Consider the following 22793-nt stretch of genomic DNA (forward strand, 5'->3'; position numbering starts at 1 on the left):
CGCCCCTTCCTGAGGCATCGTCGCGACCCGTGAGAGGGCGGCGGCGACCGCTCCGGCGAGAGGGCGACGATGCGGCGGCTGGCTCTGGGGATCGTGCGGGGCCTCGCCTGGGCGGTTCTCACCCTCGGCGCGGCCCGCGCGTCCGAACCGCTCGAGGGGCGGATCGAGGCGCTCCTGTCGCGCATGACGCTGGAGGAAAAGGCCGGCCAGCTCAATCTGATCTCGCACGAGCCGATCCTCGACCTCGACAGCCTGCGCCGCGGCGAGGTCGGGGCCGTCATCAACTTCAACAATGCCGGTCTCGTGGCCCAGGCCGATCGGCTCGCCCGCTCGTCACGCCTCGGCATCCCGCTGCTCGTCGGGCTCGACATCGTTCACGGCTACCGCACCATCTTCCCGCTGCCGCTCGCCCTGGCCGCGAGCTTCGATGCCGGCCTCGTCCGCCGCGCGGCCGCCGCCCAGGGGCGCGAGTCGGCGGTCATCGGCTTGAACTGGACCTTCTCGCCGATGGCCGATGTCGCCCGCGACCTGCGATGGGGCCGGGTGGTGGAGGGTCTGGGCGAGGATCCCTGGCTCACCGGGCGGCTCACCGCCGCGCAGGTCGAGGGGTTCCGCGACGGCGGTCTCGCAAGCACGCTCAAGCACTTCGCGGGCTACAGCGCGGTGCTGGGCGGGCGTGACTACGACGCGACCTTCCTCGCTCCGACCGAACTCCACGATCTCCATCTGCCGCCGTTCCGCGACGGGATCCGGGCCGGCGCCGATGCGGTGATGACGGCGCTGACCGCGCTCAACGGCCTGCCGACCACCGCCGATTCCGCCCTCATGACCGGCCTGCTGCGGCGGCAGATGGGATTCTCCGGCCTCGTCGTGGCCGACTGGCAGGCGGTCGCGAGCCTCGTGAAGCACGGCGTCGCCCGCGACGGAGCCGAGGCGGCGCGCAAGGCGCTGCTGGCGGGCGTCGACATGGATATGACGAGCGGGCTGTTCCTGCGCCATCTGCCCGCCGAGGTGCGCGCCGGTCGCGTCCCGGAAGGCGCGGTCGATGCGGCCGTGCGCCGGGTGCTGCGGCTGAAGTTCGGGCTCGGCCTGTTCGAGCGCCCGGTGATCGACCCGGAGGGCGCGGAGGAGAAACTCCTGCGGCCCGAGACCCGGCGCCTGGCCCGTGAGACGGCGCGCGCGAGCCTCGTCCTGCTCCAGAACCACGGCGATCTGCTGCCGATCGATCCGGCCAGGGTGCGCCGCATCGCCGTGATCGGCCCCTTCGCCGATTCCGCCTGGGATCAGGTTGGACCGCACGAAGGCGCGGGCCAGGAATGGGATGCGGTGACGATCCTGGCGGGCCTGCGCGAGCGTGCCGCCGCCTCCGGCATCGCCGTCGACTTCGCGCCAGGCTGTCCGCGGGTCTGCGACAGCCGCGCGGGTTTTTCCGAAGCCGTCGCAGCGGCGGCCGGTGCCGACCTCGTCGTGGCGGTGATGGGCGAGCCGCGGGACCGCTCTGGGGAGGGCTCGTCGAGCGCGTCTCTGTCCTGGCCGGGCCTGCAGCACGATCTGCTCGCGGCGGTCGCCGAGGCGGGCAAGCCGGTCGCGCTCGTCGTGGTCGGCGGGCGTCCGACCATCCTCGGTGAGGCGCTCGGGCAGGCGCAGGCGGTGCTGATGGCGTGGATCGCCGGCACCGAGGGCGGGCCGGCGGTGGCCGAGACGCTGTTCGGCGACGCCAACCCCTCGGGCAAGTTGCCGGTCTCCTGGCCACGCACGGTCGGGCAATTGCCGCTGACCTACGACGCCCTGCCGGGCGGGCGCCCGCACATCCCCGGCTCGCGCTGGACCATGGGCTATGCCGACGAATCGCCGCTGCCGCTGTTCCCGTTCGGCTACGGCCTCTCCTACACCCGCTTCGCCTACGGCGAGCCGGAAATCGTGACCCCGAATGTCGGCGTCGGAGACCGCTACGACGCCGTGCTGGAGGTACGCACGCCCGTCACCAACTACGGCACGCGGGCCGGCCGAGCGGTGGCGCAGCTCTATGTCGGTCAGCCGGTGGCCGGCCGAAGCCGGCCCAAGCGCCTGCTCAAGGGCGTCGCGCTCCTCGATCTCGCCTCGGGCGAGACCGGCACCGCGACCTTCCGCGTGCCCGCGCGCGACCTCGGCTATCATGAGCCCGACGGCACGCTCGTGGTGGAGGCCGGCGCCTATCTCGCCCATGTCGGCGGCGACTCGCTCGCCACCCGCAGCGCCGGCTTCACGGTCGAGACCGGGTGGCGCGGACCTCCGGGCAGCGACGAGGCGCGGCGCTGACCTGTCTCAGCCGAAGGTCTTTCTCGGATCGAACGCGTCGCGCACCGCTTCGCCGGCGAAGACGAGCAGGCTCAGCATCGTCGCCACCACGAAGAAGCCGGTGAGGCCGAGCCAGGGCGCGTTGATGTTATCCTTGCCCTGCGCCAGCAACTCACCGAGCGAGGGGGAGCCCGGCGGCAGTCCGAAGCCGAGATAGTCGAGGGAGGTGAGCGTGGTCACCGAGCCGTTCAGGATGAACGGCAGGAAGGTCAGGGTCGCGACCATGGCGTTGGGCAGGAGGTGGCGCGTCATGATGCGCACGTTCGACAGACCCAGCGCACGCGCCGCGCGCACGTATTCGAAATTGCGGGCGCGCAGGAATTCGGCGCGCACCACGCCGACGAGCGCGGTCCACGAGAACAGGGTCAGGATGCCGAGCAGGGTGAAGAAGCTCGGCACGAGGAAGGCCGACATGATGATGATGAGATAGAGGGTGGGGATCGCGCCCCAGATTTCGATGACCCGCTGGAAGGTGAGATCGGTCCAGCCGCCGAAATAGCCCTGCACCGCCCCCGCGATCACGCCGATGACCGAGGAGATGCCGGCGAGCACGAGGCCGAACAGGATCGAGATGCGGAAGCCGTAGATCACCCGCGCCAGCACGTCCCGCGTCGCGTTGTCGGTGCCGAGCCAGTGCCACTCGATGTCGCGGCAGCCGAGTTCGCGCCCCTCGGCCTTGACGCCGGCCCGCTCGGCCACCGGGCGGCATTCGGCATCGCTCAGCATCCACGTCGGCGGCGAGGGGGCCGGGGTCGGCAGATCCCGCATGAAGGTGTTGTCGGCATACGGAATCGGCGGCCACAGCGCCCAGCCGTTCTCCTCGATCTCCTTGCGCGTCTCGGGCGCACGGTAATCGGTCTGAGCGAGGAAGCCGCCGAACTTCTCATCCGGATAGTCAATCAGGACGGGGAACAGCCACTCGCCCTTGTACTGCATCACGATCGGGCGATCGTTGGCGATGAGTTCGGCGAACAGGCTCAGCACGAACAGGACGGTGAAGATCACCGCCGACCAATAGCCCCGGCGATTGGCCCGGAAATTTGCCAGCCGCCGCCGGTTGAGCGGCGACAGGCCGCGGCGGGTGGCGGTCGGCAGGGCTCGCATCTGCGGCGCGTTGCCCGGCGCGGTGACGGGCACCGCATCGAGTTCGGGTCGCAGGTGCTCGTTCATCGGCTCGAACCCTCAACTCGCCCTCAACTCGGGCGGCCGAGGCCGGCTCAGTCGAGCCGAACCGCGGTGCCCTCGATCTCGCTCGGCCGCAAGGTGCCCTTGCGCTCCAGATGGCGACGCAGCAGGCGCACGTTGCGGCGGTTCGCCTTGAAGGCCGCGTCGAGCAGGTCGCCGGCCAGCGGCACCGAGCCCACCGCGCCGTCGAGGGCGACGTTGGCCATCATGCGCCAAACCAGCCAGCGCGGCGCGCCGAGCCGTTTCGCCTCGTAGACGATGTACGAGGCGATCGCCATGCCCGCGATGTCGCCGAGGACGGGGACGAGACCGATCACCGCGTCGAGGCCGACGCGGCGGTTGATGCCCGGCAGGAGGAAGGCCGAGTCCATCAGATGGGCGAGCTGCTCCAGCCGCTGGAGGCTCGCCTCCGTGCCGGTATCGGTGAGGCGGCGCAGCTGCGCCGCTCCGGCGGACTCGCGATAGGCCATGCTGGGAGTGTGGGCGGAGAGGGTCATGGCGGAGGATGTGGCCCCGCCCCGACCGCTGCACAAGGAAGCGGACCGCTGTGTCCGCTCAAGCCGCGCGAAATAATCCCGCCAACCGCTCGACCGCCGCGTCGAGGGTGTCGTCCGCTTTGGCGAAGCAGAAGCGGGCGAGGCTTTTGACGCTTCCCTGCGCGTAGAAGGCGCTGACGGGAATGGCGGCCACGCCGTGCTCGGCCACGATCCGCTGGCAGAAGGCGACGTCGTCGTCGGCGAGCCCCGCGAGATCGACCGTGAGAAAGTAGGTGCCCGCGCTCGGCAGCACGGTGAAGCCGATCCGAGACAGGCCGGCCGCCAGCCGGTCGCGGGAGCGGGCGAGGTCCGCGCGCATCCCCTCGAAATACGCGTCGTCCTTGCCGAGCCCGTAGGCCACGGCCTCCTGAAGGTTCGGCGGGGTGGTGAAGGTGAGGAACTGGTGCGCCCGCGACAGGACCCGCATCAGCGGTTCGGCCGCCATGACGAACCCGACCTTCCAGCCGGTGAGACTGAAGATCTTGCCCGCCGAGCCGATCTTCACCGTGCGCTCGCGCATGCCGGGCAGAGCCATCAGCGGCAGGTGGCGCCGGCCATCGAAGATCACATGCTCCCACACCTCGTCGCAGATCGCGATCGCCTCGAAGCGCCGGCAGAACGCGGCGAGAAGCCCGAGGTCGTCCGCGCCGAACACGGTGGCACTCGGGTTGAGCGGGTTGTTGAGGAGGACGAGGCGGGTCCGCTCGGAGAACACCGCGGCGAGCGCCGCTTCCTCGATCCGGAAATGCGGAGGCTTGAGCGTGACGAAGCGCGGCACGCCGCCCGCGCGCCGCACCAGCGGCAGGTAGGCGTCGTACATCGGCTCGAACAGCACCACCTCGTCGCCCGGCCGCACCAGCGCCATCAACGCGCCGGCCAGTGCCTCGGTGGCGCCCGAGGTCACCATCACCTCGCGCTCGGGATCGAGGTCGAGACCCTGATGGCGCCGGTAATGCGCGGCGATGGCCGTGCGCAGCGAGGGCAGCCCCATCATCGGCGGGTACTGGTTGCTGACGCTCTCCAGCGCCCGCGCCGCAGCGGCGCGCACGTCGTCCGGTCCCTGCCCGTCGGGAAAGCCCTGGCCGAGATTGATCGCCCCGTGCTGCCGCGCCAGCCGCGACATCGATTCGAACACGGTTTCCGGCAGGTCGGTGAAGACGGGATGTCCGGCGAGGGGAGGGGTGCGATTCGCGGCGAGACTCATGGGCGATGTCTTCGCAGAGCGGCCGCGCCGCTCCAAGCACCTTCGCGAAAGACGCAACCGGAGAAAGAACTTGGCTGCTCGTGGTCTCGTCGATCGCGAAGACAAGAGGCATCGCGCAGGATCTTGGCGAGAACGTCGCGCTTCATCCGGCGGGACGTGCGTTCACGCACATGAGCTTGCGAATTACCCGCCCGAGCCGGCTTTTACGACGCGTCGCAGGGGTGACGAATGTTGACGATCATCAGTCGTAAGCGCATGTTCACCCCACGGTCGGACCGGCCGCCGCGCTGAAGGGACTTCGCCCCCTCGTTTCTTGAGTGTGGCAGGCCGGTCCGGTCGTCCTCATGAAAAAGGCCGCCGCTCGACACGGCGGCCTTTTTCATGTCCGATCGGGGGCGCGCATCCGCGCGTGGCGACCCTCTCCTCATCGGCGGCTCATGCGTCTGGGAACCTGTCTGCTGCTGGCCGTCGTTTCAGCGGGTCTGGGCCTGGGGCTGCGCCTCGCTGTGCCGGTGACGCCGGTCGATGCGTCGTTTCGCGAGGTGATGCGCCTCTATCAGTCGCAGGGCGGCGCGGAGGGCAGCAACATGGCGGAAACGTCGTCGCCGTAGGAACACCGCATTGCCCGGCGAGGCTCGCCGGCCCGGCCGCAACGGGCCGGATCTCCGGCCGACCGAAACGTTCCGCGGACCGGCCCGCGTCCCATGGCCGTGGTTTACGTCGACGAGTGTGTGAGGGATGAACGAGAGTTCGCCGATACGCAGGGAGACCGCCCGGGAAGTCCGGACCGCGGATCCGGTGCCGACCGCCCCGGTCCGCCGGCGGAGGAAGTTCGGCCGCTGGATGCTCGCGCTGCTGATCCTCGGCGGGGCCGGTGCGGTCGCCCATCGGACCTATGACGCCCGGCAGAAGCCGGCCGAGGAGACGGCGCAGGCGCCGGGCCCCGGCGGCCATGGCCGCGGCGGGCGGCCGGCCGAGATGAAGCAGGCGGTCGGCATCGCGCCGGTGGTGGCCGGCGACATGCCGGTGGTGCTCCAGGGCCTCGGCACGGTGACGCCGCTCGCCACGGTCTCGATCCGGTCGCAGATCAGCGGCTACCTCACCAAGATCGGGTTCCGCGAGGGTCAGATGGTGAAGGAGGGCGATTTCCTCGCCCAGATCGACCCGCGGCCCTACGAGGCACTGCTCGCCCAGTACCAGGGCCAACTCGCCCGCGATCAGGCCCTGCTGCAGAATTCCAAGCTCGACCTCCAGCGCTACCAGACGCTGAACCGGCAGGATTCGATCGCGAAGCAGAACGTCGACACCCAGGCCGCCCTGGTGAAGCAGAACGAGGGCACGGTCGCCGCCGACCAGGCGCTGGTCGATCAGCAGAAGCTGAATCTCACCTATGCCCGCATCGTCTCGCCGGTGGAGGGCCGGGTCGGCCTGCGGCAGGTCGATCTCGGCAACTACATCACCGCCGGCTCGACCAACATCGTCGTCGTCACGCAGCTGCGTCCGATCTCGGTGGTGTTCGTGCTGCCGGAGGACGACGTCGCGCGGGTGATGCGCCGCGTGCGCGAGGGCGCTAAGCTCACCGTGCGCGCCTTCGACCGCAGCGACCAGCACGAGATCGCCACCGGCCGCCTCGATACCGTGGACAACCAGATCGACACCACGACCGGCACGGTGAAGCTGCGGGCGATGTTCGAGAACGAGGACGAGACCCTGTTCCCGAACCAGTTCGTCAACGCGCGGCTGACCGTCGAGACGATCCGGAATGCCCCGTTGGTGCCCAACGCCGCGATCCTGCGCGGCACGCCGGGCACCTACGTCTACCTGATGGACGGCGACGAGAAGGTCACGGTCCGCCCGATCAAGACCGGCGAGACCGACGGCGTGAACACGGTGGTGCTTTCGGGCCTTCAGCCCGGCGACCGCGTCGTCACCGACGGCACCGACCGCCTGCGCGAGGGTGCGCCCGTGCGGGTCGTCGGTCAGGCCACTGGTCCCCAAGCCACCGGGCCGGCGGCGGGCGCGCCCGGTGCGACGCTTCCCGCGACGCCCGCGGCCGGCGCGCCGGCCGATACCGGCTCGACCCAGGGCGGTCAGGAGCGCCGGGGACGCCGGCGCCCGGCACAGTGACGGGATGCGGCCATGAACCCGTCCCGCCTCTTCATCCTGCGACCGGTCGCCACGACGCTGTCGATGCTGGCGATCCTGATCGTCGGCGCCGTGTCCTACCTGAACCTGCCGGTCTCGGCCCTGCCCGCCGTCGATTACCCGACAATCCAGGTGCAGACCTTCTATCCCGGCGCCAGCCCGGAGGTGATGACGTCGGCCGTGACCGCGCCGCTGGAGCGGCAGTTCGGCCAGATGGCCAACCTCAACCAGATGTCCTCGCAGAGTTCGGCGGGGGCCTCGGTCATCACCCTTCAGTTCAACCTCGACATCCCCCTCGATATCGCCGAGCAATCGGTCCAGGCGGCGATCAACGCGGCCGGCAACCTGCTGCCGACCGACCTGCCGGCGCCGCCGGTCTACGCCAAGGTCAATCCGGCCGACGCGCCGGTGCTGACGCTGGCGCTGACCTCCGCGACGATGCCGCTGACGCAGGTTCGTGACCTCGCCGAGACCCGCCTCGCCCAGAAGATCAGCCAGATCGCCGGCGTCGGCCTCGTCAGCATGGGCGGCGGCCAGCGCCCGGCGGTGCGGGTGCGCTTCAATTCCCTGGCGATGGCGGCCTACGGCCTCAACATCGACGACCTGCGCACGACGATCGCCAATCTCAACGTCAACACGCCCAAGGGCAATATCGACGGCCCGACCCAGTCCTACGCCATCAACGCCAACGATCAGGTCCGCGACCCGGCGGTCTACGCCAGTGCGATCATCGCCTATCGCAACGGCGCCCCGGTCCGCCTGACCGACGTGGCCGAAGTGGTGGACGGGGCCGAGAACACCCGTCTCGGCGCCTGGGCCGACCGCACGCCCGCGGTGATCCTCAACATCCAGCGCCAGCCCGGCGCCAACGTCATCGACACGGTGGACCGCATCAAGCGGCTGCTGCCGCAGCTCGAAGCGACCATGCCGGCCTCGGTCTCGGTGGCGACGCTCACCGACCGCACGACGACGATCCGCGCGTCCGTCCACGACGTGCAGTTCGAACTGATGCTCGCCATCGCGCTGGTCGTGATGGTGATCTTCCTGTTCCTGCGCAGTTTCTCCGCCACGCTGATCCCGAGCCTGTCGGTGCCGCTCTCGCTGATCGGTGCGCTCGCGGCGATGGACGCCTGGGGCTTCTCCCTCGACAACCTCTCGCTGATGGCGCTGACCATCGCCACCGGCTTCGTCGTGGACGACGCCATCGTCGTCATCGAGAACATCGCCCGCCACGTCGAGGAGGGCGATAGCCCGTTCGAGGCGGCGCTGAAGGGCAGCCGCGAGATCGGCTTCACCATCATCTCGCTCACCGTCTCGCTGATCGCGGTGCTGATCCCGCTCCTGTTCATGGGCGACGTGGTCGGCCGCCTGTTCCGCGAATTCGCGATCACGCTGGCGGCAACCATCGTCATCTCGGCGGTGGTCTCGCTGACCCTCGTGCCGATGCTCTGCGCGCGCCTGCTCAAGCCCGTCGCGCACGGCGCCGACACGCCGGCCGCCCGCCGCGAGGGGCCGATCGCGCGCTTCGGCCGGCGGCTCAACGACGGCGTCATCGCCCTCTACGGCCGGGCGCTTCGCGTCGTTCTGGCCAATCAGGGGCTGACGCTGATCGTCACGCTCGGCACGGTGGCGCTCACCGCCTACCTGTTCGTGGTGATCCCGAAGGGCTTCTTTCCCGTGCAGGACACGGGCGTGATCCAGGGCATCTCACAGGCCGACCAGAGCGTGTCCTACGAGGCCATGGCGGAGCGCCAGCAGGCGCTGGCCGACAGGGTGCTGAAGGACCCGGACGTGGCGAGCCTGTCCTCGTTCATCGGCGTCGATGGCCAGAACGTCACCCTCAATTCCGGCCGCTTCCTCATCAACCTGAAGCCCCGCGAGGCGCGCCAGTCGGATGCCAGCGCGATCATCCGCCGCCTCAACGCGGCGACGAGCACGGTGCCCGGCGTGCGGCTCTACATGCAGCCGGTGCAGGATCTGACGATCGACACCGCGGTCTCGGCGACGCAGTACCAAGTCATCCTCGAAAACCCGAACCTCGGTGACTTCGAGACCTGGGTGCCGCGCTACGTCGAGGCGTTGCGCCGTTCGCCGCTGCTGGCCGACGTCACCAGCGACTACCAGGGCAACGGGCTCGCTGCCTACGTCACCATCGATCGCGCCACGGCGGGCCGCTACGGCATCACGCCGGCCACGATCGACAACGTGCTCTACGACGCCTTCGGCCAGCGCATCGTCTCGACCATCTTCACCCAGTCGAACCAGTACCGGGTGATTTTGGAGGCGAACCCGAAGCTGCACACCACGCTCGCCTCCCTCGACAACCTCTACCTGCCGTCCTCCACCGCGCCGTCGGGGCAGGTGCCGCTCTCGGCGGTGGCGAAGGTGGAGGAGCGCCGCGCGCCGCTCCTGATCGGTCATCTCGGCCAGTTCCCGGCCACCACGGTCTCGTTCAACCTCGCCCCGGGCGTCGCCCTCGGGCAGGCGGTGGACGCGTTGGAGACCGCGCGGAAGGAGATCAACCTGCCGGCGAGCTTCAACGTGGTGCCGCAGGGCTCGGTCTTCGCCTTCGAGTCGGCGCTCTCGAACGAACTGTTCCTCGTCTGTGCCGCGATCGTCACCGTCTACATCGTGCTGGGCGTGCTCTACGAGAGCTTCATCCACCCGATCACCATCCTCTCCACCCTGCCCTCGGCCGGCATCGGCGCGCTGCTCGGGCTGATGTGGTTCGGGCTCTCGCTCGACATCATCGCGATCATCGGCATCGTCCTGCTGATCGGCATCGTGAAGAAGAACGCGATCATGATGATTGACTTCGCGCTCCAGGCCGAGCGCGAGGAGGGCAAGGCGCCGCGCGACGCGATCTACGAGGCCTGCCTGCTGCGCTTCCGCCCGATCCTGATGACGACGCTGGCCGCCCTGTTCGCGGCGGTGCCGATGATCATCGGCTCGGGCGTCGGCTCGGAGTTGCGCCAGCCGCTCGGCATCGTCATCGCCGGCGGCCTCATCGTCAGCCAGGTGCTGACGCTGTTCACGACGCCAGTGATCTATCTCGCCTTCGACCGGCTGGAGCGGCGCATCACCCGGCGGCGGGAGCGGGACGGGCTGGCTCCGGACGGGGCGGTGCCTTGAACCTCTCCGAACCCTTCATCCGCCGCCCGGTCGCGACGACGCTCCTGACCGTCGGCCTGATGCTCGCCGGCCTGTTCGCCTATGTGCGGCTGCCGGTGGCGCCGCTGCCGCAGGTCGATTTCCCCGTCATCCTCGTCCAGGCGCAGATGGCCGGGGCCTCGCCGGAGACCATGGCGACGACGGTGGCCGCGCCGCTGGAGCGGCGGCTCGGGGCGATCGCCGACGTCAACGAGATGACCTCGACGAGTTCCACCGGCACGGTGCGGATCGTCCTGCTGTTCGGCCTCAACCGCGACATCGACGGCGCCGCCCGCGACGTCCAGGCGGCGATCAACGCCGCCCGCGCCGACCTGCCGACGGCGCTGCGCACCAATCCGACCTACCGCAAGTTCAACCCGGCCGACTCGCCGATCCTCATCCTCGGCCTGACCTCGGACACCCTGACGCCGGGCCAGCTCTACGATTCCGCCGCGACCATCGTGCAGCAGCGGATGAGTCAGGTCGAGGGTGTCGGCAACGTCGATATCGGCGGCTCGTCGCTGCCGGCGGTGCGGGTGGAACTCGATCCCACCGCCCTGTTCCACTACGGCATCGGCCTGGAGGGCATTCGCGCGGGGCTCGCCTCGGCCAATGCCAACTCGCCCAAGGGCGACATCGTCGCGGGCGACCGCCGTTACCAGCTCTACGCCAACGACCAGGGCCGGCAGGCCTCGGACTATCGCGACATCGTCGTGGCCTACCGCAACGGCGCCGCCGTGCGGCTGGCCGATGTCGGCGAGGTGGTCGACTCGGTCGAGGACAAGCGCAACCTCGGTCTCGTCGACGGCAAGCCGGGCGTGATCCTGTTCATCTACAAGCAGCCGGGCTCCAACGTCGTCGAGACGGTGGAGCGGGTGCGCGCGGCGATCCCGCAGGTGCAGGCGGCGTTGCCGGGCGACATCGACCTCGCCATCTCCGGCGACCGTTCCGCCACGATTCGCGCCTCGCTGGCGAGCACCGAGGAGACGCTGATCATCGCGGTGATCCTCGTCGTCTTCGTCACGTACATCTTCCTGCGCTCGTGGCGGGCGACGCTGATCCCGGCGGTGGCGGTGCCGATTTCGATCATCGGCACCTTCGCCGCGATGTGGCTGCTCGATTACTCCCTCGACATCCTGTCGCTGATGGCGCTCATCATCGCGACCGGCTTCGTCGTGGACGACGCCATCGTCGTCTTGGAGAACATCCAGCGCCACATTGAGGCGGGCAAGCCGCGGGTCGAGGCCGCCCTGCTCGGCGCCCGCGAGGTCGGCTTCACCGTCGTCTCGATGAGCCTGTCGCTCATCGCCGTGTTCCTGCCGATCCTGCTGATGGGCGGCATCGTCGGCCGCCTGTTCCGGGAATTCGCGGTCACCCTGTCGATGGCGATCCTCGTCTCGCTCGTGCTGTCGCTCACGACGACGCCGATGATGTGCGCGCTGCTCCTCAAGCCGGAAGCGGAGATGCATGCGGGCAAGCGCCCCAACCTCCTCTTGCGGATGCTGGAGGGCGGCTTCGACGCGCTGCTGCGGGGCTACGAGCGCAGCCTTGGCTTCGCGCTGCGCCACCGCCGCCTGACGGCGCTCAGCGTGTTCATCGCGATCGGGCTGACGGTCTACGGCTACATCATCGTGCCGAAGGGCTTCTTCCCCGATCAGGATACCGGCCAGCTCATGGGCGGCATCCAGGCCGACCAGCGCATCTCGTTCCAGTCGATGAAGGACAAGCTGGAGCGGGCGAGTGCCATCGTGCAGGCGGACCCGGCGGTGGAGAGCATCGTCGGCTTCACCGGCGGGCGCGGCACCAACTCCGCCAACGTCTTCGTCGGGCTCAAGCCCCTGGGCCAGCGCGATCCCATCGAAAAGGTGATGAACCGGCTGCGGCCCAAGCTCGCCCAGGTCGCGGGCGCGCGGCTGTTCCTGTTCCCGCGTCAGGACCTGAGGATGGGTGGGCGCCAGAGCTTCGCCCAGTACCAGTACACGCTCCAGGGCGACACCGCGGCCGAGCTCTACGCCGCGTCGCCCAAGCTCCTGCAGGCGCTGCAGAAGCGCACCGACATCTTCGCCGACGTGACCTCCGACCAGCAGGAAGGCGGCCTGGAAAGCCGCCTCGTGATCGACCGGCCGACCGCCTTCCGCTACGGCATCACGCCGGACCAGATCGACAACACCCTCTACGACGCCTTCGGCCAGCGGCAGGTCTCGACGATCTACAACCCGCTCAACCAGTACCACGTGGTGATGGAGATCGCGCCGCGTTACCTGCAGAACCCGGAAGTGCTGAAGACGATCTACGTCTCGACCACCGGCGGACGGGCGCGGGGCTCGGCCACCACCAATGCGGTTGCCGGCACGGTGGAGGGGGGCGGCACGACCACCGCCTCACAGGCCTCGACCTCCGGCACCTCCACCACCGACACCGCCGCGACCATCGCCGCCGATTCCGCGCGCAACGCCGCCTCCAACGCCATCGCCGCGAGCCGCGGCAGCGCCTCGTCGAGCGCGCCGGTGTCGAGCGCCAAGGAGACGATGGTGCCGCTCTCGGCCTTCGCGCATTTCGAGACCGGCAACGCCCCGGTCCAGGTGGCGCATCAGGGCCTGTTCGTCGCGACGACGATCTCGTTCAACCTCGTGCCCGGCAAGAGCCTGGGCGAGGCCACCGCCGTGATCAACCAGACCATGCTCGACCTGCAATTGCCGCAGACGATCCACGGCGAGTTCGCGGGCGCGGCCAAGAGCTATCAGGAATCGTCCTCGCGCCAGCCGCTGCTGATCCTGGCGGCGCTGCTGGCCGTCTACGCCGTGCTCGGAATCCTCTACGAGAGCTACGTGCACCCGCTGACGATTCTCTCGACGCTGCCCTCGGCCGGCATCGGCGCCATCGTCGCCCTGCTCTCCACCGGCACCGAGTTCACCATCATCGCCCTGATCGCGGTGTTCCTGCTGATTGGCATCGTGAAGAAGAACGCCATCCTGATGATCGACTTCGCCATCGATGCGGAACGCCGCCGCGGCCTGACGCCGGCCGAGGCGATCCACGAGGCCTGCCTCCTGCGCTTCCGCCCGATCATGATGACGACGCTCGCCGCCCTGCTCGGCGCGGCCCCGCTCATCATCGCCGGCGGCGAGGGCGCGGAGCTGCGCCGGCCCCTCGGGATCGCGATCGTCGGTGGACTCATCGTCAGCCAGATCCTGACCCTCTACACGACCCCGGTCGTCTACCTGTATCTCGACCGTCTCCGGCTCTGGGTGAAGCGTCGCCGGGGCGGACCCGCGACGGTGCCGGCCGAGTGAGGATGGTTGTTTCGTGATCCGTGACTTGCGCGAAAGCCGCCCGCCGCGCGCGGGAGCGGGAGGGTGTGCGGCCCTGCTGCGTCTCGCGGGCGCCGCCGCGCTGGCGGCGACCACCTCCGGCTGTCTCGTCGGCCCCGACTATTCGCGCCCCTCCGTCGAGACACCGCTCGGCTTCAAGCAGGGCGGCATGCGCGAGGACAGCCTCGCCTACGTCCAGGCGCAGAAGGGCTGGCGACCGGCGGTGCCGAACGACGCGGCCGCGCGCGGCGACTGGTGGCGCGTCTTCAACGATCCGACGCTCGACCGGCTGATCCGCTCCATCGACGTCGACAACCAGAACCTCCGCGCCCAGGTCGCGGTCTACGATCAGGCCCGTGCCCTGGTCGCGCAGGCCCGCGCCGCGCTGTTCCCCACGGTGATCGGCGCGCCGGGCATCACCCGTTCGCGGGCGCTCGGGGCCGAGCGGACCACCGTCTCGCTCCAGGGGCAGGCGAGCTGGGAGCTCGATCTGTTCGGCGGCATCCGCCGCCAGATCGAGAGCGACGTGGCCTCCGCCCAGGCCTCGGCCGCCGACCTCGCCCTGGTGCGCCTCAGCCTCCAGGCGGAACTGGCGACCAACTACCTTCAACTGCGCTACCAGGATTCGCTCAAGCGCGTGCTGGAGGAGAATGTCGAAGGGTTCAAGCGCAGCCTCAGTATCGCCGAGAACCAGTACAACGCCGGCGTCGCCGCCCGTTCCGACGTCATCACTGCGCAGACGCAGCTCCAGACGACGCAGGCCTCGCTGATCGCCGTCGATCTTCAGCGCGCGACCTTCGAGCACGCGGTGGCGATCCTCACCGGGCGACCGCCCTCCGAGGTCAAGCTGCCGTTCGCGCCCCTGCCGGTCCGTCCGCCCGCGGTGCCGGTCGGCATCCCCTCGGATCTCCTCGAGCGCCGGCCCGACATCGCCGGGGCCGAGCGGCTGGTGCAGGCGCAGAGCGAGCAGATCGGCGTGGCGGTCTCCGCCTTCTTCCCCACGGTGACGCTCTCCGCCTCGGGCGGCATCTCGGGCGCGACCAGCAACGGCGTGTTCTCGGCGGCCAACAGGGTCTGGTCGATCGCCGCCAACGGCAGCCAAGTGTTCTTCGACGGCGGCGCGCGCGCGGCGGTGCTGCAGACGGCGCGCGCCGCCTACGAGGCGGCGGTGGCCAATTACCGCCAGACGGTGCTGACCGCCTTCGGCGAGGTCGAGAACGGGCTGGCCGGTGTGCGGATCCTCGGCCGGCAGCAGGCCAAGCAGGACGAGGCGGTCGCCTCGGCCCGGCGCGCGGTCGAGATCACGCTCAACGAGTACCGGGCCGGCACGCAGAACTACACCACCGTGGTCACCGCGCAGGCGCTCCTCATCAACAACGAGGTCACCGCGCTCCAGATTCGCCTGAACCGCTTCACCACCGCCGTGGCGCTGATCCGGGCGCTGGGCGGCGGCTGGGATGCCCGCTCGCTGCCGACCGGCGAGGAGCTGAAGGGCGTGCGCCTGCCGATCGACGGCGGCTCGGCCGTCCGCACCGACGAGTAGGACCGGCGAGGGGGCCGGCGGTCCGAGCAGGGCAGCTCAGCCGGAACATGGACAGCCCGGCTCTGTTGAAACGGGGATTTTCGCGGCCGGCCCGCCGCCGGCCGGCAGCCCCGGATGGTCCATGCCCGACGCCTGCGTTCACGACACGCCCGACACGCCGCAGGCTCCGCCCTGCACCCTCGTGATCTTCGGGGCCGGCGGCGACCTCACCAAACGCCTGCTGATGCCCGCCCTCTACAATCTCGCGGGCGGCGGGCTGCTCGACGAGAGATTCTCCGTCCTCGGCGTCGATCACAACCCGCTCACCGACGACGGTTGGCGCGACGATCTCACGAAGACGATGGACTCCTTCACCAAGGATCCCTCCGCCGAGTTCCATGCCGAGCGGATCGATCCGCGGCCCTGGGGCTTCGTCCGCGACCGCCTGCACGTGATGCAGGGCGATTTTTCCGACGAGGCGACCTTCAAGGATCTCGCCGGGCGCCTCACCGGCAACGTCGTGTTCTACCTCGCGGTCTCCGCCCGCTTCTTCGGACCGGTGGTCGAGGGCCTCGGCAAGGCGGGCCTGCTCAAGCAGACCGACGATGCCTTCCGCCGCGTCATCATCGAGAAGCCGTTCGGCTCGGATCTCGCCTCGGCGAAGGCGCTTAACCAGACGATCCTGGCGCAGGGCGAGGAGGGCCAGTTCTATCGGATCGACCATTTCCTCGGGAAGGAGACGGTGCAGAGCCTTCTGGCGATCCGCTTCGCCAACGCGATGCTGGAGCCGATCTGGCGGCGCGACTATGTCGATCACGTCGAGATCACCGCCGCCGAGACGATCGGCGTCGAGGAGCGCGGCCGCTTCTACGAGCCCACGGGCGCGCTGCGGGACATGGTGCCCAACCACCTGTTCCAGCTCCTCACCATGGTGGCGATGGAGCCTCCGGGCTCGTTCGACGCCGAGGCCGTGCGCGACGAGAAGACGAGGCTGGTCACCGCGATCCGCCCGGTTGCGCCGGAGAACGCGGTGCGCGGCCAGTACGCGGCGGGACGCGAGGCGGGCAAGGATGTCCCGGCCTACCGCAATGAGCCGGACGTGGCCGAGGATTCGCGGACCGAGACCTACGTGGCTCTCAAGCTCGAAATCGAGAACGAGCGCTGGTCCGGCGTGCCGTTCTTCCTGCGGACCGGCAAGCGGTTGGCGGACCGGCGCACCGAGATCGCGGTGCATTTCAAGCCGGCGCCGTTCACGCTGTTCCGTGGGACGGATGGCAGCGACCTCGCCCCCAACGTCATGCGGTTGCGCATCGACCCGAAGCCTGGCTCGGCCACGCATCTCAACGTGAAGCGGCCCGGGCCGCAGATGCACCTCGCCGTCATCGAGACGGGCTTCTGCTACGGCGACTTCTTCGATCCGGCACCGACCGTCGGCTACGAGACGCTGATCTACGACTGCATGATGGGCGATCCGACCCTGTTCCAGCGCGCCGACACCATCGAGGCGAGCTGGGCCGCCGTCGACCCGCTGATCCAGGCCTGGAAGGACGCGCCGGTCTGCTTCTATCCGGCGGGGGCGCCCGGGCCGAAGGAGGCGGACGATCTGCTCGCCCGGGACGGGCGGTCATGGCTGCCGCTGGGGGATGCCAAAACGGAAGACGTCTGAACGAGCGACGTTCCCTCTCCCCGCGCGGGGAGAGGGAGCGCGGATCGTACGGGAACGGCCCTCAGCCGGCCTGCGTCTCCAGCTCGCGCAGGATCGCGTCGCCCATCTCGGCGGTGCTGATCGGGGTCTGGCCCTCGCCGACGATGTCGCGGGTGCGGGCGCCCGCGGCGAGCGCGCGGGTGATCGCGCCCTCGACGAGGTCGGCGGCCTCCCCCAGACCGAAGGAGTAGCGCAGGCACATGGCGAGCGAGCCGATCATCGCGATCGGGTTCGCAAAACCCTTTCCGGCGATGTCGGGCGCCGAGCCGTGCACCGGCTCGTAGAGCGCCTTGCGGGTTCCGCGGGCGTCGGTCGCGCCGAGCGAGGCCGAGGGCAGCATGCCGAGCGAGCCGGTGAGCATCGCCGCGACGTCCGAGAGCACGTCGCCGAACAGGTTGTCGGTCACGAGAACGTCGAACTGCTTGGGGCGCCGCACGAGCTGCATGGCGCAGTTGTCGGCGAGCACGTGCTCCAGCTCCACCTCGGCGTAGTGCTCGGCATGGACCTTCGTCACGACGTCCTTCCACAGGACGCCGGTCTTCATCACGTTGTTCTTCTCGGCCGAGGCGACCCGGCCCGAGCGCTTGCGGGCGAGGTCGAAGGCCACATGCGCGATCCGCTCGATCTCGGCGGTGGTGTAGACCTGCGTATCGACCGCCCGCTTCGAGCCGTCCTCAAGGGTGGTGATCTCCTTCGGCTCGCCGAAATAGACGCCGCCCGTGAGTTCGCGCACGATCATGATGTCGAGACCCTCGACCAGCTCGCGCTTCAGCGCCGAGGCGTCGGCGAGCGCCGGGTAGCAGATCGCCGGGCGCAGGTTGGCGAACAGGCCCAGATCCTTGCGCAGGCGCAGCAGCCCGGCCTCGGGGCGGATGTCGTAGGCGACACCGTTCCACTTCGGCCCGCCGACCGCGCCGAGCAGGATCGCATCCGCCGCGTCGGCACGGGCGAGCGTCTCGTCGGCGAGGGGCTTGCCGTGGACGTCGATCGCCGCGCCGCCGACGAGGTCGCGCTCGGTCTCGAAATCGGCGAGGCCGGCGCGCTTGAGCCAGCCGACGACCTTCTCGACCTCGGCCATCACCTCGGGGCCGATGCCGTCGCCGGGCAGGAGCAGAAGCTTGTAAGTGGTCATGGGGCGGGCTCCGGGCTGTTCGCGCGGCGCCCCGCGCAGGGGCGCATCGTGCCCGGGGGCTCTATCGGCGCGGCTTGGCGGCCGCAAGTCCACGGCAAGCCCGCCGCGCGGCTCCCTCGAGACCCCGGCGCCGTCAGCCCGCCCGTCAGCCCGCCCGCTTGGCCGAGCGGAACGGGCGCAGCATCCAGGCCATGCGCCCGACCTCGTCCTCCTCGCGCCGACGGCTCGCCCGATCCGGGGCGGAGGTGCCGATCTCGTGCACGATCTGCCCGAGCAGCGGCGGCAGTTCCTGGCCGTACTCGTCCAGCAGCACCGCGGCGTCGAGCAGGGCCTGGATCTGATCGTCGGGGATCGGACGGCTCATGATCTGCGCATCGAGCGCTTGGTCGGCCAGGAGCGTCGCGAGGCGCGAGACCTCCGACAGGCCGGCGGGTGGTGCGGAAAGACCGCTGCTCATCGATGGAGGCCCTCTCGAACGATCGGAGGCACAGGATAATCCGGTTTTGGTGAGCCAATCGTTTCACTGGATCGTTTGGTTCCGTCCAAGCCGGCGCCCCGACTGGGCTGTGCATCGGCGCATGCGCCGGTCTCCCCTCGGGACGCCGATGTTCTAAGGTACGGCCGTGATTAGACGACACTTCCTCCCCTTCGACCCATCCCGCCGAGCGGCCCGCCGCCCCTGCAGATCCGTTTCCGGAATGGCGCTGCCGCCGATGGCGGCGCTGATCCTCGCCGCCGCGCTGCCGGCGCAGGCCGGCGCGACCCGCGGCGGCAACAGCGCCTGCTACGTCACGGGCGGCAATGCCCTGGAGATCTGCCGCTCGGCGGACGAGGCCGAGGGCGTCTATGCCGTCCCGCCGCCCTGCCGCTTCGTCCACGACGTGCAGATCCTGCGCCTGAAGGATACCGGCCCGCCGGGCCCGCTTCAGGTGATCTACCGGGCCGAGCCGCCGCGTCAGGCGAGCCGTCCGGGCGCGCGCCGCGGCGAGGAGGCCTGTCCGGCCGACCTGCGCGCCGCCGATCCGGCGGTCGGCGGCGCGGTGCGCATCGGCCGGCAGATCGAGACGCTGGCAACGATCCTGCCGCCGACCGATCCGCGCTTCTGGAGCGAGGGGCTCGAGGGTGCCGGTCCGGCGCGGGCCGAGCCGCCGCGGCGCCGCAGCCGGGCAAGCCGGCAGGCGCGGCGGGAGGCCCGCCGGGCGGCGCGCGAGGCCGGGCAAGGGGACACGTCGCAGGAGAAGATGACCTTCCGCGCCCAGGCGCCCGCGCCGGAGGACGATCCGTCGGGCAATGCCATGATGGTGGCCGGGCGCGATTGGGCGGGGGACCCGTACTACGCCATCCTCGCCACCGCGACCGAGCCGTCGGGAGAGGGCCGCCGCCGGGTGCTGGTCCAGGCGCGCACCTACGATTTCCAGGGGCTCGACCTGCGCGTGGAGGCCGATCCCGGCACCGAGTGGCGGCCGTTCGGGGCGCCCCCGGCTGAGGAGAGGGGCCGGCGGCGCGGCCGCGGCCGGCCGGCGGCGATGCGACCGGCCCCGGTGCTCGACGAGACCGGCAAGCCGATCGTCGGCAACTGCGCCGCGCCGGGCTTCGAGGCCCGCGGCCTGACCGGCTCGATCAGCGTGGTCGATCGGGTCTACCACTACTTCTACACCGACGTGGTGCCGAGCGATTGCGACGCGCCGCGAGCCAAGCGGCGTATGGCGCTCTACATGCGCACCAGCCGCGACCCGCTGGCGGAGCGCACGTGGTCGCCGCCGGTGACGCTGATCGAGAGCCTGCCCGCCGAGACCGAAATGCGCGTCGCCAAGGCGCGGGGCATGGACCGCTGGGCCGTCGCCTATTCCTGCTCGCGGCCGGTCACGGTCTCGGGCGGGCCGGTGGCCGACATCTGCCTGCACTACACCGCCGACCTCTCGCCGGGCAGCATCACCGCCCTGACGCTCTATTCCGACCCCGTCGCCGCCGGCCATTCCACCGCCTATCTCGGCCTGCGTTCCGGGGGCGATGCGCTCGGGCGCTTCACCCGTGACGGCTTCGGCTGGATGACCGACCGCTACGGCAATCTCGACACGCCCGCGATCTACCCCGACAAGGGCGGCTTCCTGACCTGGCTCGATCGCCGGGCGCCGCGGATCGACGGCAGCGACGCCTCCTCCCTCTACGGGCGGCCGGTCTACTGGGCGACGTGGACGGTGCGGCCGCGCGCTGCCGCTCCCTGAGCCTCTGACCGTGGCCTTGGCCCCCGACCCCTGACGATTCCTGGCGTTCGATTCCTGCCGGTCGCTTCCTGGCGGTCGTTCGACAGAGGGATGGATGTCCCCGGTCCCGCCGTCGATCCTACGAGCCTCGCGCTCAGCGGCGGGCCGGGGATCGCTCCGGCGCGGGCGGTACGCGTTGGTTCCAGGGGTTCGGACGCGCGTTAGGAGGAGACCATGACGGTCACGACACTCGACTCCCTGGCCGGGCGGCGCGGCGCCGACGTGCTGGTGGAGGTGCTGCGCAGCCAGGGGGTGCGCTACGTCTTCGGCAATCCGGGCACGACCGAGCTGCCCCTGATCGACGCCCTGACGGACGCACCCGACATCGCCTACGTCCTGGCGCTGCAGGAGGCGAGCGCGGTCGCCATGGCCGACGGCTATGCCCAGGCGGCGCGACGGCCCGGATTTCTCAACCTGCACACCGCCGGCGGTCTCGGCCACGGCATGGGCAACCTGCTCAACGCCCAGATCTCCGGCACGCCGCTGGTGGTGACGGCGGGCCAGCAGGATTCGCGGCACGTCCTCACCGATCCGCTGCTGTTCGGCGACCTGACGACGATCGCGGGCCCGACGGTGAAATGGGCGCGGGAGGTCACCCACGCCAACCAGCTCTCGATCCTCCTGCGCCGCGCCTTCAACGACTGCATGGCCGCCCCGTCCGGTCCGGTCTTCCTGTCCCTGCCCATGGACGTGATGGAGGCGATGACCGACGCGCCGCTCGGCGAGATCTCGACCATCGACCACCGCGCCGTGGCCGGATCCCTCGACCGGCTCGCGGACCGGTTGGCCGCCTTCGCCCCCGGGCGGCTGGCCCTGATCGCCGGCGACGAGGTCGATGCGAGCGACGCGTCGGAGCAGGCGGTGCGGCTCGCCGACATCCTGGCGGCACCGGTCTACGGCGCCTCCTGGCCGGCGCACATCCCGTTCCCCACCGCCCATCCGCTCTGGATGGGCAATCTGCCGACCAAGGCGAGCGGCATCGCCGAGATCCTCGGCCAGTACGACGCCGTGTTCGCGCTCGGCGGCAAGTCCCTGATCACCGTGCTCTATACGGAGGGGTCGGCGGTGCCGCCCGGCACCGAGGTGTTCCAGCTCTCGGCCGATGCGCGCGACCTCGGGCGCACCTATGCGACGCATCTCTCGACCGTCGGCAATGTCGGGGCCTCCCTCGACGTACTGCTGCCGCTGCTGGAGGCGCGGGTGGCGCCGCGGGCGGAGGCCTATGCGCGTCGGCGCGAGGCGGCGGTGGTGGCCTACGACGCCCGGCGCGCGGCTCTGGCGGCCAAGGTGGAAGCGGCCTTTGCCGATCCGGTGATCCATCCCCTCGTCGCCGCTTCGGAGATCGCCCGCGCCGTCGGCTCCGACGTCGCCATCGTCGATGAGGCGCCCGCGACCCTCGGGCATCTGCGCACGTTTCTGCACAGCACCTGGACGCGGCAATATTCATCGATCCGCGGCGGCGTGCTGGGCTGGGGCATGCCGGCCTCGGTCGGCTACTCCCTCGGGCTCGACCGGGCGCCGGTGGTCTGCATCGTCGGCGACGGCGCGGCGATGTACTCGCCCCAGGCGCTGTGGACCGCCGCGCATGAGGGGCTGCCGGTGACCTTCGTGGTGATTAACAACGCCGAGTACAACATCCTGAAGCAGTTCATGAAATCGCAGACGCACTACGCCTCGGTGCGGGCGAACCGCTTCATCGCCATGGACCTGACCGAGCCGCGCATCGATTTCCTGGCGCTCGCCGCATCGATGGGCGTGCCGTCGCGGCGGATCGAGCGGGCCGGCGACATCGCCGGGGCGGTCGAGGCGGGGATCCGTTCGGGGCGGCCGAACCTCGTGGAAGTGGTGGTCAGCGCGGCGTGACGGATTCGCCGCCGACTCTCGTCTTCGACACGGATTGCGTGCTCTGTGCCGGAACGGTGCGGTTCGTGCTGGCGCATGAGCGCGAGGCGAGCCTGCACTTCATGGGCGCGTGGTCCGCCGAGGGGCTTGCGCTGGCTGCGCGTCACGGCTTCACCGCCGCGGATCTGAACGGCACCGCCCTGCTGGTCGAGGGCGGCCGGGCGCTGACCCGCTCGGATGCCGCGCTCGCCGTGGCGCGGCATCTCAAGGCGCCGTGGCGCTGGGTCAGGCTGTTCGGGATCGTGCCGAAGCCGCTGCGCGACCGCCTCTACGGCCTTGTCGCGCGCAACCGCAGCCGCCTGTTCGGGCGGCGCGCGGATTGCGCCCGGGTGCCGCCGGAGCAGCGGCACCGTTTCCATGGCGTCAAGCCGGCGGACACGCCGCTCCCGCCATAGGAGCG

The 22793-nt window shown here is 70.3% G+C and carries 15 protein-coding genes; 10 read left to right on the plus strand and 5 right to left on the minus strand.

Going from position 1 to position 22793, the window contains the following annotated elements; translation table 11 throughout:
* The first annotated feature begins 69 nt into the window (after positions 1-69).
* A complete protein-coding gene (locus tag HNR51_RS24505) occupies positions 70-2298 on the plus strand; it encodes a glycoside hydrolase family 3 N-terminal domain-containing protein (RefSeq protein ID WP_182556672.1) in 2229 nt (742 codons plus the stop codon).
* A 6-nt stretch (positions 2299-2304) separates the two neighbouring features.
* On the opposite strand, the gene HNR51_RS24510 is transcribed toward HNR51_RS24505, so the two are convergent.
* The 3 genes from HNR51_RS24510 to HNR51_RS24520 all read right to left on the minus strand — a co-directional run bounded on the left by HNR51_RS24510 (position 2305) and on the right by HNR51_RS24520 (position 5262).
* Entirely contained in the window at positions 2305-3507 is a 1203-nt protein-coding gene (locus HNR51_RS24510) for an ABC transporter permease (RefSeq protein WP_182556673.1), read from the minus strand.
* Between the two features lie 47 nt (positions 3508-3554).
* The gene (locus tag HNR51_RS24515) at positions 3555-3992 is read right to left on the minus strand and encodes a DUF4112 domain-containing protein (protein WP_239681663.1); all 438 of its coding nucleotides are present in this window, start codon (positions 3990-3992) and stop codon (positions 3555-3557) included.
* Between the two features lie 85 nt (positions 3993-4077).
* Entirely contained in the window at positions 4078-5262 is a 1185-nt protein-coding gene (locus HNR51_RS24520) for an aminotransferase (protein WP_182556675.1), read from the minus strand.
* Between the two features lie 437 nt (positions 5263-5699).
* Between HNR51_RS24520 and HNR51_RS24525 the strand changes: the two genes are divergently transcribed.
* From HNR51_RS24525 to zwf, 6 genes are all read left to right on the plus strand, one after another.
* A complete protein-coding gene (locus HNR51_RS24525; RefSeq protein WP_182556676.1) occupies positions 5700-5873 on the plus strand; it encodes a hypothetical protein in 174 nt (57 codons plus the stop codon).
* 127 nt (positions 5874-6000) lie between these two features.
* On the plus strand, positions 6001-7389 hold the full coding sequence (locus tag HNR51_RS24530) for an MdtA/MuxA family multidrug efflux RND transporter periplasmic adaptor subunit (RefSeq protein ID WP_012454340.1): 1389 nt from the start codon (positions 6001-6003) through the stop codon (positions 7387-7389).
* 12 nt (positions 7390-7401) lie between these two features.
* Positions 7402-10539 (plus strand): MdtB/MuxB family multidrug efflux RND transporter permease subunit, encoded by a 3138-nt coding sequence (locus HNR51_RS24535; protein WP_152277142.1) that lies wholly within the window; start codon positions 7402-7404, stop codon positions 10537-10539.
* Positions 10536-13850 carry an efflux RND transporter permease subunit gene (locus tag HNR51_RS24540; RefSeq protein WP_182556677.1) on the plus strand — a complete coding sequence of 1105 codons (3315 nt, stop codon included), beginning with the start codon at positions 10536-10538 and terminating at the stop codon, positions 13848-13850. The genes HNR51_RS24535 and HNR51_RS24540 overlap by 4 nt, the downstream gene beginning before the upstream one ends.
* A gap of 73 nt (positions 13851-13923) precedes the next feature.
* Entirely contained in the window at positions 13924-15411 is a 1488-nt protein-coding gene (locus HNR51_RS24545) for an efflux transporter outer membrane subunit (protein WP_052300114.1), read from the plus strand.
* 121 nt (positions 15412-15532) lie between these two features.
* The gene (zwf, locus tag HNR51_RS24550) at positions 15533-17056 is read left to right on the plus strand and encodes a glucose-6-phosphate dehydrogenase (protein WP_182556678.1); all 1524 of its coding nucleotides are present in this window, start codon (positions 15533-15535) and stop codon (positions 17054-17056) included.
* 61 nt (positions 17057-17117) lie between these two features.
* Here zwf and leuB read toward each other — a convergent pair whose 3' ends face one another.
* Positions 17118-18227 (minus strand): 3-isopropylmalate dehydrogenase, encoded by a 1110-nt coding sequence (leuB, locus tag HNR51_RS24555; RefSeq protein WP_012454345.1) that lies wholly within the window; start codon positions 18225-18227, stop codon positions 17118-17120.
* Positions 18228-18372: 145 nt separating this feature from the next.
* Positions 18373-18684 carry a hypothetical protein gene (locus tag HNR51_RS24560; protein WP_012454346.1) on the minus strand — a complete coding sequence of 104 codons (312 nt, stop codon included), beginning with the start codon at positions 18682-18684 and terminating at the stop codon, positions 18373-18375.
* 241 nt (positions 18685-18925) lie between these two features.
* Between HNR51_RS24560 and HNR51_RS24565 the strand changes: the two genes are divergently transcribed.
* From HNR51_RS24565 to HNR51_RS24575, 3 genes are all read left to right on the plus strand, one after another.
* Positions 18926-20452: a hypothetical protein gene (locus HNR51_RS24565; RefSeq protein WP_182556679.1), complete on the plus strand. Its 1527-nt coding sequence runs from the start codon at positions 18926-18928 to the stop codon at positions 20450-20452.
* A gap of 213 nt (positions 20453-20665) precedes the next feature.
* A complete protein-coding gene (locus tag HNR51_RS24570) occupies positions 20666-22354 on the plus strand; it encodes a thiamine pyrophosphate-binding protein (protein ID WP_012454348.1) in 1689 nt (562 codons plus the stop codon).
* Positions 22351-22788: a thiol-disulfide oxidoreductase DCC family protein gene (locus HNR51_RS24575; protein ID WP_182556680.1), complete on the plus strand. Its 438-nt coding sequence runs from the start codon at positions 22351-22353 to the stop codon at positions 22786-22788. The genes HNR51_RS24570 and HNR51_RS24575 overlap by 4 nt, the downstream gene beginning before the upstream one ends.
* Positions 22789-22793: the final 5 nt, after the last annotated feature.

This window comes from Methylorubrum thiocyanatum, from assembly GCA_014138645.1.
Taxonomy (GTDB): Bacteria; Pseudomonadota; Alphaproteobacteria; order Rhizobiales; family Beijerinckiaceae; genus Methylobacterium; species Methylobacterium thiocyanatum.